General features: G+C 68.4%; 13 protein-coding genes. 5 read left to right on the top strand and 8 right to left on the bottom strand.

The window, feature by feature from the left end:
- Window positions 1-192: 192 nt before the first annotated feature.
- Window positions 193-336: a hypothetical protein gene (locus FVA80_RS30500; RefSeq protein WP_187193654.1), complete on the bottom strand. Its 144-nt coding sequence runs from the start codon at window positions 334-336 to the stop codon at window positions 193-195.
- A 278-nt stretch (window positions 337-614) separates the two neighbouring features.
- Here FVA80_RS30500 and FVA80_RS12065 point away from each other — a divergent pair, with 278 nt between their 5' ends.
- Both FVA80_RS12065 and FVA80_RS12070 read left to right on the top strand, forming a co-directional pair.
- The gene (locus FVA80_RS12065) at window positions 615-1,535 is read left to right on the top strand and encodes a 50S ribosomal protein L11 methyltransferase (RefSeq protein ID WP_147910077.1); all 921 of its coding nucleotides are present in this window, start codon (window positions 615-617) and stop codon (window positions 1,533-1,535) included.
- Window positions 1,536-1,565: 30 nt separating this feature from the next.
- A complete protein-coding gene (locus FVA80_RS12070) occupies window positions 1,566-1,754 on the top strand; it encodes an Rmf/CrpP family protein (protein WP_147910076.1) in 189 nt (62 codons plus the stop codon).
- 38 nt (window positions 1,755-1,792) lie between these two features.
- Here FVA80_RS12070 and FVA80_RS12075 read toward each other — a convergent pair whose 3' ends face one another.
- Window positions 1,793-2,053 carry a hypothetical protein gene (locus tag FVA80_RS12075; protein WP_147910075.1) on the bottom strand — a complete coding sequence of 87 codons (261 nt, stop codon included), beginning with the start codon at window positions 2,051-2,053 and terminating at the stop codon, window positions 1,793-1,795.
- A 181-nt stretch (window positions 2,054-2,234) separates the two neighbouring features.
- On the opposite strand from FVA80_RS12075, the gene FVA80_RS12080 reads away from it, so the two are divergent.
- The 3 genes from FVA80_RS12080 (at window position 2,235) to FVA80_RS12085 (ending at window position 6,653) form a co-directional block, all read left to right on the top strand.
- Window positions 2,235-4,067 carry an aminopeptidase P family protein gene (locus FVA80_RS12080; protein ID WP_147910074.1) on the top strand — a complete coding sequence of 611 codons (1,833 nt, stop codon included), beginning with the start codon at window positions 2,235-2,237 and terminating at the stop codon, window positions 4,065-4,067.
- Between the two features lie 25 nt (window positions 4,068-4,092).
- Window positions 4,093-4,239 carry a hypothetical protein gene (locus tag FVA80_RS30505; protein ID WP_187193655.1) on the top strand — a complete coding sequence of 49 codons (147 nt, stop codon included), beginning with the start codon at window positions 4,093-4,095 and terminating at the stop codon, window positions 4,237-4,239.
- Between the two features lie 260 nt (window positions 4,240-4,499).
- Complete coding sequence (locus FVA80_RS12085) at window positions 4,500-6,653, top strand: protein-disulfide reductase DsbD domain-containing protein (protein ID WP_187193656.1); 2,154 nt, start codon at window positions 4,500-4,502, stop codon at window positions 6,651-6,653.
- A gap of 45 nt (window positions 6,654-6,698) precedes the next feature.
- Here the strand turns inward: FVA80_RS12085 and phoB are convergent, their stop codons facing one another.
- The 6 genes from phoB to pstS all read right to left on the bottom strand — a co-directional run bounded on the left by phoB (window position 6,699) and on the right by pstS (window position 12,457).
- Window positions 6,699-7,394, bottom strand: coding sequence for a phosphate regulon transcriptional regulator PhoB (gene phoB / locus FVA80_RS12090; RefSeq protein ID WP_147854464.1), 696 nt, complete (start codon window positions 7,392-7,394; stop codon window positions 6,699-6,701).
- A gap of 174 nt (window positions 7,395-7,568) precedes the next feature.
- Window positions 7,569-8,291, bottom strand: coding sequence for a phosphate signaling complex protein PhoU (gene phoU / locus FVA80_RS12095; RefSeq protein WP_147910073.1), 723 nt, complete (start codon window positions 8,289-8,291; stop codon window positions 7,569-7,571).
- Window positions 8,292-8,606: 315 nt separating this feature from the next.
- Window positions 8,607-9,422, bottom strand: a complete 816-nt coding sequence (pstB, locus tag FVA80_RS12100) for a phosphate ABC transporter ATP-binding protein PstB (RefSeq protein WP_147910072.1) — start codon at window positions 9,420-9,422, stop codon at window positions 8,607-8,609.
- Between the two features lie 22 nt (window positions 9,423-9,444).
- The gene (gene pstA / locus FVA80_RS12105) at window positions 9,445-10,341 is read right to left on the bottom strand and encodes a phosphate ABC transporter permease PstA (protein ID WP_147910071.1); all 897 of its coding nucleotides are present in this window, start codon (window positions 10,339-10,341) and stop codon (window positions 9,445-9,447) included.
- 12 nt (window positions 10,342-10,353) lie between these two features.
- On the bottom strand, window positions 10,354-11,331 hold the full coding sequence (pstC, locus tag FVA80_RS12110) for a phosphate ABC transporter permease subunit PstC (protein ID WP_147910070.1): 978 nt from the start codon (window positions 11,329-11,331) through the stop codon (window positions 10,354-10,356).
- Window positions 11,332-11,416: 85 nt separating this feature from the next.
- Window positions 11,417-12,457, bottom strand: a complete 1,041-nt coding sequence (pstS, locus tag FVA80_RS12115) for a phosphate ABC transporter substrate-binding protein PstS (protein ID WP_147910069.1) — start codon at window positions 12,455-12,457, stop codon at window positions 11,417-11,419.
- Window positions 12,458-12,601: the final 144 nt, after the last annotated feature.

A 12,601-nucleotide genomic window follows, 5' to 3' on the forward strand; every position in this document is an offset into this window, starting at 1 on the left:
GCGCGGTCCGGAACGCCTGGACTTGGTCACGCTGTACGCACCCTGCTTGGTCACGCGTCTGGCGAAAGCTGGCAAAAACGTCGGCACACGTCGCCAGTTCCGCGGGCGATCCATGGATTCTGTGGTTAACGCTTAGACACCGTGCCGCATTCCTGGGCGCGATCCGCTGCGAATCCAGCTGCGCGATCCGTCTCACCAGGTCCGAATGTCGCGCCGCTCGTGCTGCTCGCCCTCGGGCACCGGACCCATCCCGGCCGCGACCAGGATGGCCCACAGCGTGGCCACAAGGGTCGTCGCGAGCGTGACGGCGACGCTGACGAGCAGGGGTGAGTTCATGGCGACGCTGTCATCTGTCAAAACGGGCGCGCCGGCTCACGAAGCGCGGCGCGCCAGAGTTGAGGGTCTGGCCTTGGGAAAGCCGAGACTGTTGTAATCAGCGAAATCCTGCGCGGAAACTGATTTAAATCGATTTCTGTCCGGTGATTGTCAGATGTGTCGAAGCAGCAACAAATTGGCAATCCTGGTCTCCGACGCGATGAGATCGTGGCGTCGGATACGGTTTTTTCGCATCTGCCCCTGTAATGCGGCGCGCTCCGGGGCTACAGCCCGGCACCATGCTCGAAGGTCTGCCGCCCCACCGCCCGACTCACATCCTGCGCCTGACGACCGATGAGCGGTCGGCCCGGGCCATGACGGATCTGCTGGGCGAGATGTTCGATCCCACCGAGACCGCCGTGGCGGCGTTCGAGGATGCGGATGGCTTCACCTGGCGGCTCGAGGCCTACTTCGCCGACGCGCCGGACGAGGCGTACGTCCGCGACCTGATCCGCCCGGTGATCGGGGACGAGGCCGACGTCGCCGAGTTCCGCACCATCGAGCAGCAGGATTGGGTCCGCACCTCCCTGGAGGGGCTGAAGCCGGTCCGGGCCGGCCGCTTCCTCGTGCACGGCGCACATGACCGCGACGCGGTGCGCGGCAACGATCTGCCGATCGAGATCGAGGCGGCCCTGGCGTTCGGCACGGGCCATCACGGTACGACCCTCGGCTGCCTGCGGGCGCTGGTCTCGGAGTTGAAGCGACGGCGTCCGGCGCATGTGCTGGATGTGGGCACCGGAACCGGGATCCTGGCCTTCGCGGCCGCCAAGGTTTTGCGGCAGGCGGTTGTGGCGGGCGACCTCGACGGCGAGGCGGTCCGGACCGCCCGGGAGAACGCCCGCCTTAACGGCCTTGGGCCCTATCTCAAACTCTACGAGGGTCCCGGCGTACGCCACCGGCTCGCGGACCGGACGCGGCACTTCGACCTCGTCTTCGCCAACATCCTCGCGCGGCCCCTGCGCCGCCTCGCTCCGACCCTGTCGCGCGTGGTCGCGCCTGCGGGCGTGCTGGTCCTGTCAGGCCTGATCGAGCGTGACGTGGCGGGTGTGCTCTCAGCCTACCGCCACCAGGGCTTCCATCTCGTGAGAAGCGGCCTGATAGAGGGCTGGGTCGCCTTGGTGCTGGCCCGCGGCGGTGCGGCGAAGCGGCCCCGGCGCTGAACCGGGACCCGGGCCGCGCATTGCCCGGGCATGAGCCAGACGCCGCGCCCCAATCCGCCGTCCGATCCCATCACCGAGGGCGCGCAGGCCCGGGCCCGGGGCCGTCCCAAGGATTCCTGTCCCTATCCGGCCGACTCACCCGACCGCATCGCCTGGCTCGAGGGTTATGATGGCGTGCCATCCGGCAAAGCCCCGGATCTGCCGATCGCCGACGCCTGATTCCGTCGTACCGCCGGGAATCCCAAACCGTCCGTGCACTAACGCGCGGTCCGGAGCCGTCCAGGCCCCGTCGATCCTTCTGGCAACGCCTCGACGACCGGGCTTTCCGCATCGTCCGCGTGTGCGACCGGGGCGCCGAGCGCAGCCATCAGGACGCGCAGACCCTCGACCCACTCCTCCGCCTCCGCAAGCGAAGCGAAGCCGTCGCGCCGGATCACCGTATCCGGCTCGATCGTGGTGATGGCGTCGAAGAGACCGTCGGCTCTGTCGCTGATTCGGTAGAAGACGCGGCGTGGCATGACCTGGGAGATAGGGCAAAGATCTGGCGTGATAAGATTGCGCGCGACTCTAAACCATAGGTTACGCCCGCGAGCATCATCCGAAAGGTGGGTGGACGGCTCGAAAAACCGCGCTGCGCACGATCCACGCGTCGATTCCGCCCGGTTGCGACGAGGGACCGCCCGGCGATAGGGTCCGCGCATGACAGAGCCAAGTCCGCCCCGCCACCGGTTCCAGACCTTCGACGATCCGAGCCATCGCAAGGGCGTGGAGCGCATCGAGGCCTTGCGCGCGGCCCTGCGCGAGACCGCCGTCGACGGGTTCGTGGTGCCCCGGGCCGACGAGCATCAGTCGGAATACGTGCCGGCCGACGCGGAACGGCTGGCGTGGCTCACCGGCTTCACGGGCTCGGCCGGAACCGCCCTGATCCTGATCGAGTCGGCCGCCCTGGTCGTCGATGGGCGCTACACCCTGCAGGCACCCGAACAGGTCGATACCGGGGTCGTCACCGTGGTGCCGCTGGCCGAATCGACCGCGGAGGCCTGGATCGCCGACAACCTCAAGCGCGATCAGGTTCTCGGCTACGATCCCTGGCTGCACACGCCGGACGGCGTCGCTCGCCTGGAACGGGCCGCCGTCAAGGCCGGCGGATCGCTACGGCCCGTGCCGAACCTCGTCGACGCCGTCTGGGCCGGCCGTCCGAAGCCGCCGGCCGGGCCGGTGGTTCCCCATCCCGAGGCGTTCGCGGGTGAGTCGGTCGCCGACAAGCTCACCCGTGTGCGCACGGCCCTGGCTGAGGGCGGCTGCGATGCCCTGGTGATCTCCGACCCGCACAATCTCGCCTGGGCGTTCAACCTGCGCGGCTCCGATGTCGGCCATACGCCGCTGGCGCTGGGCTACGCGATCCTGCCACGCGAAGGGCGGGCGCGGCTGTTCCTGGTCTCGCCCAAGGTCGATCCGGCCCTGCGCACGGCGCTGGCGCCGGTCGCCGAGATCCTGTCGCGAGCCGACCTCGATGACGGGCTCGGCTCGCTCAGCGGTGTGCGCGTGCGGGTCGATGCGGCGACGGGCGCCGTGGCCCTGAAGGAGAAGATCGAAGCCGCGGGCGGGACCGCCGATATCGGCAAGGACCCGATCACCGGCATGAAGGCGGTCAAGAACGCCGCCGAGATCGCTGGCGCGCGCGCCGCCCACACCCGCGACGGCGCCAGCGTCGTGCGCTTCCTGGCTTGGCTCGACGGCGCCGCCGCCACGGGGGGCTTGAGCGAGATCGCCGCCGTGGAGGCCCTGGAGGATTTCCGCGCGGCCGGCGGCGACCTGCGCGACGTGTCGTTCCCGACAATCTCGGGCTCCGGCCCGAACGGGGCGATCGTGCATTACCGGGTTACGCGCACAAGCGACCGGACCGTGCGGGCCGGCGAGCTGTTCATGATCGATTCCGGGGCTCAATACCCGGACGGCACCACCGACATCACCCGGACGGTCGCGGTCGGCGCGCCGACGGATGCGATGCGCGACCGCTTCACCCGGGTGCTGAAGGGACATATCGCCATCGCCCGGGCGGTGTTCCCAAAGGGCACGACCGGCGCCCAGATCGACGCATTCGCCCGCGCTCCGCTGTGGCAGGCCGGGCTCGATTTCGACCACGGCACCGGTCATGGCGTCGGCGCCTTCCTGTCGGTGCATGAGGGTCCGCAGCGCATCGCTAAGACCGGGACCGTGGCGCTGGAGCCCGGCATGATCCTGTCGAACGAGCCGGGCTACTACGCCCCGGGCGCCTACGGCATCCGGATCGAAAACCTCGTCCTCGTCGAGCCCCGTGAGATCCCTGAAGGCGAACGCCCGATGCTCGGCTTCGAGACCCTGACGCTCGCACCCTACGATCGGCGGCTGATCCGCCCGGACCTGCTCGAGCCGGAAGAGCGGGCCTGGATCGACGCCTACCACACCCGGGTGCGCGACACACTGGCGCCGCTCGTCGATGCCGGAACCCGCGGCTGGTTGGACCGCGCCACTGCGCCTCTGGCGCTCTGATCCGGGCGCCTTCGAGTGCGCCCCGGTGCAGAACGTGCGCCTCGGCCACACGCAAGGATCGGATGGTGACGATGTCCGGCGGGTCCAGCTGATCGTCTGCGACGACGCCACCGACCCGCTCGACGGTGACAAGCTTTGCGACGTCGGCTTGGCGATACGCAAAGCTCTTTAGACGGCCGGCGAAACGCTGCGCGTCATCGCCGAGCACGGCGAACAGCGCGAGCTCCACGAACTCAGTGAAGGGTCGCCCTCTCCCTCATCCTGTTCGAGCCCCGCTGAGCGCCTCAGCGGCGTCGTGGCCGATGGCTCATGGGCTGGAGCGCAGGACAGGGCCCGAACCGGCGCGCTATAAGGCCCGTCACGAGACGACCCGCCTGCGTCTCGGAGATGACGCGGGTGAAACCGCGGCCGACCCGCGCGCGAAGGGACAGCATGATCCGCCGCCTCGCATTCCTTGTCCTGGCCCTTACCGCAAGCCTGTCGGCCGCGTCGGCGCAAGGCTTCCGCACGCCACCCGACTTGGTGCGGTCGAGCCTCGTGGCCGAGCCGATCGCGGTGGCCGGGGCGCAGCCGTTCACCCTGGCGGTGCGGATGCAGGTGAAGCCGGGCTGGCACGTCTACTGGCGCAACCCGGGCGATTCCGGTCTGCCCCCCGAAGTGACCTGGACCTTGCCGGCGGGCTTCAACGCCGGCGCGATCCGGTGGCCCGCCCCCGAGCGCATCGCGATCGCGACGCTGATGAACTACGGCTACGAGGGCGAGGTCACCCTGCTCGTGCCGGTCACGCCGCCGCCGAGCCTCGACCCGGCCGATCCGGTGCGGATCCAGGCCAAGCTGACCTACCTGGTCTGCGAGACCGAATGCGTCCCGGGCTCCGCCGACCTCGCCTTGACCCTGCCGGTGGGCGAGCCCCGGCCAGATGCCGGGCAGGCTGCCATGTTCGAGCGGGCTCGCACCGCATTGCCCGCCCCTGCGCTCTGGCCGCTGCAACTCTCGAGTCAGGGCGACACGCTGCAACTCGACTTCGCCGCGGCCGGCCTAAAGCCCGAGTCTATCAAGGCTGCATCGTTCTTCCCCTATTCCGAGACCGCCATCGACAACGCCGCCGTCCAGGTGATGCGCGTCGACGCATCCGGCCTGCACCTCACCCTCGCGCGGAGCACCCCGACGGACCCGGCACCGGCCGCCCTGCCGGGCGTGCTCACCGTGGAGGAGACGACCGGCGCCGAAACGCATCGCCTGGCCTTCGCGTACGGGGACGAGCCGGTTGCACCGGTCCCAGTGGCTGCACCCGAGGCTTCCGCCGCAGCCCAACCGGTCGCCCCGGCCTTCGACGCGCTGACCCTGGCGACCGCGGCGGGCCTGGCCTTTCTGGGCGGGCTGATCCTCAACCTGATGCCCTGCGTCTTTCCCGTCCTGTCGATCAAAGTGCTCGGCCTCGTCCGGCATGCCGGCGAGAGCGCGGCGCGCGTGCGCCTGCACGGCCTCGCCTACACGGCTGGGGTGATGGCAAGCTTCCTAGGCCTTGCAGGCTTGCTGCTCGCCCTCAAGGGCGGCGGGGCCGCGATCGGCTGGGGCTTCCAGCTGCAATCGCCGGCCGTGGTGGCCGGGCTCGCCTATCTGCTGCTCGCCATGGGCCTGAGCCTTTCGGGGGTTGTCCATGTCGGCGGTCGGCTCACCGCCATCGGAGACGGGCTCGCCCGGCGCTCGGGTCTCAGCGGCTCATTCTTTACGGGCGTTCTCGCGACCCTGGTGGCAACCCCCTGCACGGCACCGTTCATGGGCTCGGCCGTGGGCTTCGCGCTGACCCAGAGCGCCGGCGTCGCGCTCGCGGTGTTCGCCAGCATGGGCTTGGGCCTCGCCCTGCCCTTCCTGGCGCTGACCCTGTGGCCGCCGGCGCTGCGGGCGCTGCCGCGGCCGGGCGCCTGGATGGAAACCCTGAAGCAGGTTCTGGCTTTCCCGGTCTACGCAACGGTGGCGTGGTTGATCTGGGTCCTGGCCCAGCAGGTCGGCCCGCAGGGGCTTCTGGTGGGGCTGATCGGCCTCGTGCTGGTGGGCTTCGCGGCTTGGGCCTGGGAGCACGGGCGCGCCGCCGCTTCGCGGGTCGGACCCGGCGTCCAGGGCGTCGCGCTGCTGACGGTCGTCGCCGTCGGGGCATTGACCCTGACCCTCGATCGCGACCGGGCCGTGCCCGTCGCCCGTGCCGCCGCAGAGGGCGTCGAGCCCTTCACGCAGGCGCGTCTCGACGCCTTGGTGAACGCGCGGCGGCCGGTCTTCGTGAACATGACCGCCGCTTGGTGCATCACATGCGCGGTCAACGAGACGACCTCGTTGTCCACGAAGGCCGTGCGGGCCGCCATGAATGATCGGGGTGTGACCTACCTGAAGGGCGACTGGACCAACCAGAACCCCGAGATCACCCGCCTGCTGGAGGCGCATGGGCGCAGCGGCGTCCCGCTGTACCTGCTCTACACGGGCACTGGGGAGGCAAAGGTGCTGCCGCAGATCCTCACCGAGGGAACGGTGCTGGCGGCCTTGCAGGCGGTACCGGCCGCCTCCGGTAAGAGCGCAGCGCTGGCACGCTGACCGAGGAGGCAGGCGCGCCGTTCCGCCCCGACGGGCTGGAGGTCTTCAGGCTTCGAGGGAAAACGTCTCGTCGAAGGCGTATCCCGAGCCCCGCACGGTGCGGATCGGGTCGGCCTGCCGGGGGGCGTTGAGCGCCTTGCGCAGCCGCCCGACATGCACGTCCACGGTGCGCTCGTCGATGTAGACGTCGTGGCCCCAGACCCCGTCGAGGAGCTGTTCACGGGAAAAAACCCGGCCCGGCGCCAGCATCAGGAATTCGAGCAGCCTGAATTCGGTTGGCCCGAGATGGAGTTCCTCGCCGGCGCGCCGGACCCGGTGGCCGGAGCGGTCGAGCTCAATGTCGCCCGCCGCCAGACGGTCGGCGACGTGGGCCGGCTTGGCCCGACGCAGCAGCGCCCGAACGCGGGCCAGCAGTTCCGGCACCGAGAACGGCTTGACGATGTAGTCGTCGGCGCCGGTTCCGAGCCCGCGGACCCGGTCGCCTTCCTCGCCGCGCGCGGTGAGCATGATCACCGGCAGACGCTCGGTCTCGCGTCGGGCCCGGATGCGGCGGCACAACTCGATGCCCGAGAGGCCGGGCAGCATCCAGTCGAGCAGGACCAGATCGGGCGTGCGCTCGGCCAGGAGCAGTTCGGCGTCGTCACCGCGACTGGCCGAATCCACCAGGAATCCTTCGGCCTCCAGGTTGTAGCGCAGCAGGGTAGTCAGCGCCTCCTCGTCCTCGACGATCAGGACTTGCATGCTCACGTTCGATAACCTGTTCCGAATTCGGCACGCATCGAATCAACCGCGCCGGAGGGCCCGGACGCGCCGATGGTGCGGCAGGGGCCGCGATTCCTCAACCCACGCGCACTCCCACCGGGGCTTTGTCCCGCAGGTGGGAGTGCGCGCTGCGGAGGAACCGCGAACCGCATGTCACGGGGCCGTGGCGGCAGGCCCGACCGTCGCGTAGTTCGACGCGTCGTTCTTCGGCCGCTCGCCCGCCAGCGTCTCACCGGTGGCGAGGTAATGGATCGTCTCGGCGATATTGGTGGTGTGGTCGCCGATGCGTTCGACGTTCTTCGCGCAGAAGAGCAGATGCGTGCAGAACGAGATGTTGCGCGGATCCTCCATCATGTAGGTGAGGAGCTCGCGGAACAGCGAATTGTACAGGGCATCGATCTCGCCATCCCGCTCCCAGACATCGTAGGCCGCCTTGATGTCGCGGCTGGCATAGGCGTCGAGGATATCCTTGAGCTGAGCTTCCGCGAGGTCGCTCATGTGGCGCACGCCGAGCACGATCTTCTGCGCAGGCGCCTGATCGGAGATCGCGACGACCCGCTTGGCGACGTTCTTGGCGAGGTCGCCGATCCGCTCCAGATCGCCGGACACGCGGATTGCCGAGATGGTCTCGCGCAGGTCGATCGCCAGCGGCTGACGCCGGGCGATGAGCAGCACTGCCCGCTCTTCGATGTCACGCTGGAGCGCATCGAGGCGCTTGTCGGCGAGGATCACCGCCTGGGCGAGCGTATCGTCCCGGCGGACGAGGGCATCGGTCGCCTCGGCGGCCATCTTCTCGGCGACGCCGCCCATCTCGGAAATCGAGCGACGCAGGTCATCCAGGTCGGTGTCGTAGGAACTGACGATATGGCCGGGCATGGTGGATCCTTCGATGGCGTCCCGCAAACCTTGATCCGCGAGGTCTGGCGGAAACCCGCCGCTGCGATCACGGATACCGTTGTACGTTTCCCGGTACCCAGTCCCTTGGATAGTTCACGTCATGATGCGGAGCGGAGCAGATTTCGGAACGCGACAAAAACAACCGGAATAGGCCGATGTTCCCAGGTCAACGCAACATGCCTCGGAGTAGCGCCCGGTCGAATTCCGATCGGGCGCGGCTCCGCGTCTTGAGATCGACGCGCAAACATGTGCCGATCCGGTCATCAACTCTTCCGCGAAACTTCCGCGATTGGCTTAACCGAACCGCCCGGTGATGTAATCCTGGGTCCGCTGCTCCACAGGGTTCATGAACATGCGGTTGGTGGGGCCGAACTCGATCAATTCACCCAGGTACATGAAGGCGGTGAACTGCGAGATGCGCGCAGCCTGCTGCATGTTGTGCGTGACGATCACGATGGTGAACTCGTCGCGCAGCTGCTCGATCAGTTCCTCGATGCGGCCCGTGGAGATCGGGTCGAGCGCCGAGGTCGGCTCGTCGAACAGGATCACCTCCGGGCTCTGGGCCACGGTGCGGGCGATGCACAGGCGCTGCTGCTGGCCGCCGGAGAGCCCGGTGCCCGCCTGGCGCAGCTTGTCCTTCACCTCGTCCCAGAGGGCGGCCTTGCGCAGGGACTGCTCCACCCGCCCGTCGAGTTCGGATTTCGGCAGCTTCTCGTAGAGGCGCAGCCCGAAGGCCACGTTGTCGTAGATCGACATCGGGAACGGGGTGGGCTTCTGGAAAACCATGCCGATCCGCGAGCGCAGGTCGTTCAGGTCGACGGACGGGTCGAGGATGTTCTCGCCGTCGAGCATGATCTGACCTTCGGCCCGCTGCTCCGGGTAGAGGCTGTAGATCCGGTTGAAGCAGCGCAGCAGCGTGGACTTGCCGCAGCCGGACGGCCCGATCAGGGCCGTGACCTGGCGGTCGTGGAAGTTGATGTCCACGTTCTTCAGCCCGTGGAAGCTGCCGTAGTAGAAGTTCAGACCCTTCACGGCGATCCGGACCGCACCGCCCTCGTTGGCGTGGTTGCGGGTGAGATCGACCGTGGGGATCGCGGAAGCGGCGTTCATCGTCGTGTCCTCGAGAAGGGTCTTAGCGCGACATCTGCGGCTTGATGACGAGACGGGCGATGATCGACAGCACCAGGATCGTCGCGGTGATGAGGAGCGCCCCGGCCCAGGCGAGGCTCTGCCAGTTCGGATAGGGTGAGAGGGCGAACTGGTAGATCATGACCGGAAGGTTCGCGACGCCGCCCATGAGGTCGGGCGAGAACCACGAATTGTTGTTGAGCGCGGTGAACAGGAGCGGCGCGGTCTCGCCGGCGATGCGGGCCAGCGCCAGGATGATCCCCGTGACGATGCCGGCCGAGGCCGCCCGCCAGGTGACGCTGATGATCACCGTCGAGGGCGGGGCCCCGAGAGCGGCCCCGGCCTCGCGCAGGGTGCCGGGCACCAGGCGCATCATGTCCTCGGTGGTGCGTACGATCACCGGCACGGCGATGATGGCGAGCGCCACGCCGCCGGCCCAGCCCGAATAGGTCCCCATCGGCCGCACCATCAGGGTGTAGACGAACAGGCCGATCAGGATCGACGGCGCCGAGAGCAGGATGTCGTTGAGGAAGCGGATCAGCCCGGCGATCTTCGAGAACCGGCCGTACTCGGCCAGGTAGGTCCCGGCCATGACGCCGACCGGCGTCGCGATCGTGATCCCGATCCCGGTGAGCACCAGGCTACCCAGGATCGCGTTGGCGATGCCGCCGCCCTCGGAGCCGGGGCCCGGGGTCGGGTGCATGAACATGGCGGGCGTGAAGCCCTGCACGCCCTGGATGATCAGCATCAGCAGGATCGAGCCGAGCACCACGGCGCCCACGATCGTGGCGACCAGGCAGGCGGTGCGCAGCACGCGGTCGGCGATCCGCCGGCTGGGGCGGACCCGTCCGGAGCGGCGCGGCGCGGCGGTGTTGAAGGCCATGGGGTTGGACGCGTCCATCGAGAGCCCTCCTCAGGCAGCTTTGACGCGGCGCGTCAGCAGCCGGGCGATGATGAGCACCACGAAGGTGATGATGAAGAGGATGCAGCCCAGGGCCATCAGGGCGTTGAGCTGGAGACCGTCGGCCTCGTTGAACTCGTTGGCGATGCGCGATGCGATGGTCGAGCTCGGGTCGAAGATCGAGGCCGAGAGGCGGTTGGCGTTGCCGATCACGAAAGTCACCGCCATGGTCTCGCCGAGGGCGCGGCCGAGGCCGAGCATGATCGCGCCGATGATCGAGACGGAAGCCTGCGGCACCAGCACGTGGCGGACCACCTCCCAGGTCGTGCAGCCGATGCCGTAGGCGCTCTCGCGCAGAACGGTCGGGATCTGGTCGAGCATGTCGCGGGCGATCGAGGCGATGAACGGCACGATCATGATCGCCAGGATGATGCCGGCGGTGAACACGCCGACCCCGGACGGGACCCGGGCGTAGAACAGCGTGCCGACGATCGGCAGGCCCTCGACGATGTTCGATACCGGGATCTGGACGAAGCGCGCGAAGAGCGGCGCGAACACGAACAGGCCCCACATGCCGTAGATGATGCTCGGCACCGCGGCGAGCAGCTCGATGGTCATCGCCACTGGCTTGCGGGCCCAGCCTGGGCAGAGCTGCGTAAGGTAGACGGCGATCCCCAGGGAGACCGGGACGCCGATCAGGAGTGCCAGCGTGGCGGAGGCCACGGTCCCGATGACGGCGACCAGGGAGCCGTACTGCTCCGTCCCGACGTTCCAGGCGCTGGAGGTCAGGAAGGCGAACCCGAATTCCCGGAAGGCGGGCCAGCCGCCGTAGAGGATCGAGCCCAGGATTCCGGCGAGCACCACGAGCACGAACAGGGCCGCGCCGTAGGAGCAGACCCGGAACAGGGTGTCGAGGTTCCGGCTCGGTCCCTTGCGCGCGGCGGCGGCGCGAGGTCGGGCGAGGGCAATCGTCTCGGTCAAAGCGGACATCCGCGATTCTCTGCGAAGGGAGGCGTGGTAGCGCGGTGCGGGCCGCGATGCGAGGGAGGGGGCCGCGACCCCCTCCCCATCTCACTCACATGTTGAAGACGGGCTTACCGTCCTTGCCCTTCACGGTTTTCCACTCTTCGTGGATCAGAGCGACGACGTTATCCGGCAGCGGCACGTAATCGAGGTCTGAGGCGAGCTTATCGCCGTTCTTATAGGCCCAATCGAAGAACTTCAGCGTATCTGCGGCCTTGGCTGCATCGGCCGATTCCTTGTGGACCAGGATGAAGGTCGCCGCCGTGATCGGCCACGCATCGTCGCCCGGCTGGTTGGTCAGCGAGATACCGAAGCCCGGGGCCGACTTCCAATCGGCGCTGGCGGCGGCGGCCTGGAACGCCTTGTCGTCCGGCTGCGGATACTTGCCGGCCTTGTTCTGCAGCAGGGCGTAAGCGAGCTTGTTCTGCTTGGCGTAGGCGGATTCGACGTAGCCGATGGCGTTCGGCACCTGCTTGACGGTGGCGGTCACGCCCTCGTTGCCCTTGCCGCCCTGCCCGACCGGCCAGGAGATCGTCGTGGCCGCGCCGTATTCCTTCTTCCAGGTCTCGGACGCCTGGGACAGGTAGGTGGTGAAGATGTTGGTCGTGCCCGAGGCGTCCGACCGGTAGACCGGGGTGATGGTGGCGTCCGGGAGCTTCACGCCGTCGTTGAGCTTCGCGATCCGCGGGTCGCTCCACTTGGAGATCTTGCCGGCGTAGATGTCCGCCAGGATGTCGCCGGTGAGCTTCAGCTTCCCGGGCTCGAGGCCGGCGATGTTCACCACCGGCACGACACCGCCCATCACGGTGGGGAACTGGACGAGGCCATCCTTGGCCAGCTGCTCGCCCTTGAGTGGCGCGTCGGTGGCGCCGAAATCAACGGTCTTGGCCTGAATCTGCTTGATGCCGCCGCCGGAGCCGATGGACTGGTAATTCAGTCCGGAGCCGGTCTCCTTGCGGTAGGCTTCGGCCCACTTCGAGTAGACCGGGAACGGGAAGGTGGCACCGGCTCCCGTGATGTCGGCAGCGAGTGCCGCGGACGCCAGCTGAACCGTGGCGAGGCCGACGGCGAGCGCGTAAGCAAAGGGTCTCAAGGGTATCTCCATTGCCGTCGGGCGAGAGCCTGCGCCTCTCCGCCGGCAAGCCCATGCCCGCGGCAGAGCTGTGCGGCCGGTCTTCCAAGAGACCCGGCGCCGGCCGCCCGATGGGCCGGGCGTTACGACAGGGAGATGACATCG

Origin of the sequence: Methylobacterium sp. WL1, from assembly GCF_008000895.1 — a bacterium.
GTDB lineage: Bacteria > Pseudomonadota > Alphaproteobacteria > Rhizobiales > Beijerinckiaceae > Methylobacterium.

Excerpts from the sequence above, each read along its gene's own strand:
- FVA80_RS30500 (WP_187193654.1), bottom strand. The coding sequence starts at position 336 with ATGAACTCACCCCTGCTCGTCAGCGTCGCCGTCACGCTCGCGACGACC.
- FVA80_RS12065 (WP_147910077.1), top strand. The coding sequence starts at position 615 with ATGCTCGAAGGTCTGCCGCCCCACCGCCCGACTCACATCCTGCGCCTG.
- FVA80_RS12070 (WP_147910076.1), top strand. The coding sequence starts at position 1,566 with ATGAGCCAGACGCCGCGCCCCAATCCGCCGTCCGATCCCATCACCGAG.
- FVA80_RS12075 (WP_147910075.1), bottom strand. The coding sequence starts at position 2,053 with ATGCCACGCCGCGTCTTCTACCGAATCAGCGACAGAGCCGACGGTCTC.
- FVA80_RS12080 (WP_147910074.1), top strand. The coding sequence starts at position 2,235 with ATGACAGAGCCAAGTCCGCCCCGCCACCGGTTCCAGACCTTCGACGAT.
- FVA80_RS12085 (WP_187193656.1), top strand. The coding sequence starts at position 4,500 with ATGATCCGCCGCCTCGCATTCCTTGTCCTGGCCCTTACCGCAAGCCTG.
- phoB (WP_147854464.1), bottom strand. The coding sequence starts at position 7,394 with ATGCAAGTCCTGATCGTCGAGGACGAGGAGGCGCTGACTACCCTGCTG.
- phoU (WP_147910073.1), bottom strand. The coding sequence starts at position 8,291 with ATGCCCGGCCATATCGTCAGTTCCTACGACACCGACCTGGATGACCTG.
- pstB (WP_147910072.1), bottom strand. The coding sequence starts at position 9,422 with ATGAACGCCGCTTCCGCGATCCCCACGGTCGATCTCACCCGCAACCAC.
- pstA (WP_147910071.1), bottom strand. The coding sequence starts at position 10,341 with ATGGACGCGTCCAACCCCATGGCCTTCAACACCGCCGCGCCGCGCCGC.
- pstC (WP_147910070.1), bottom strand. The coding sequence starts at position 11,331 with ATGTCCGCTTTGACCGAGACGATTGCCCTCGCCCGACCTCGCGCCGCC.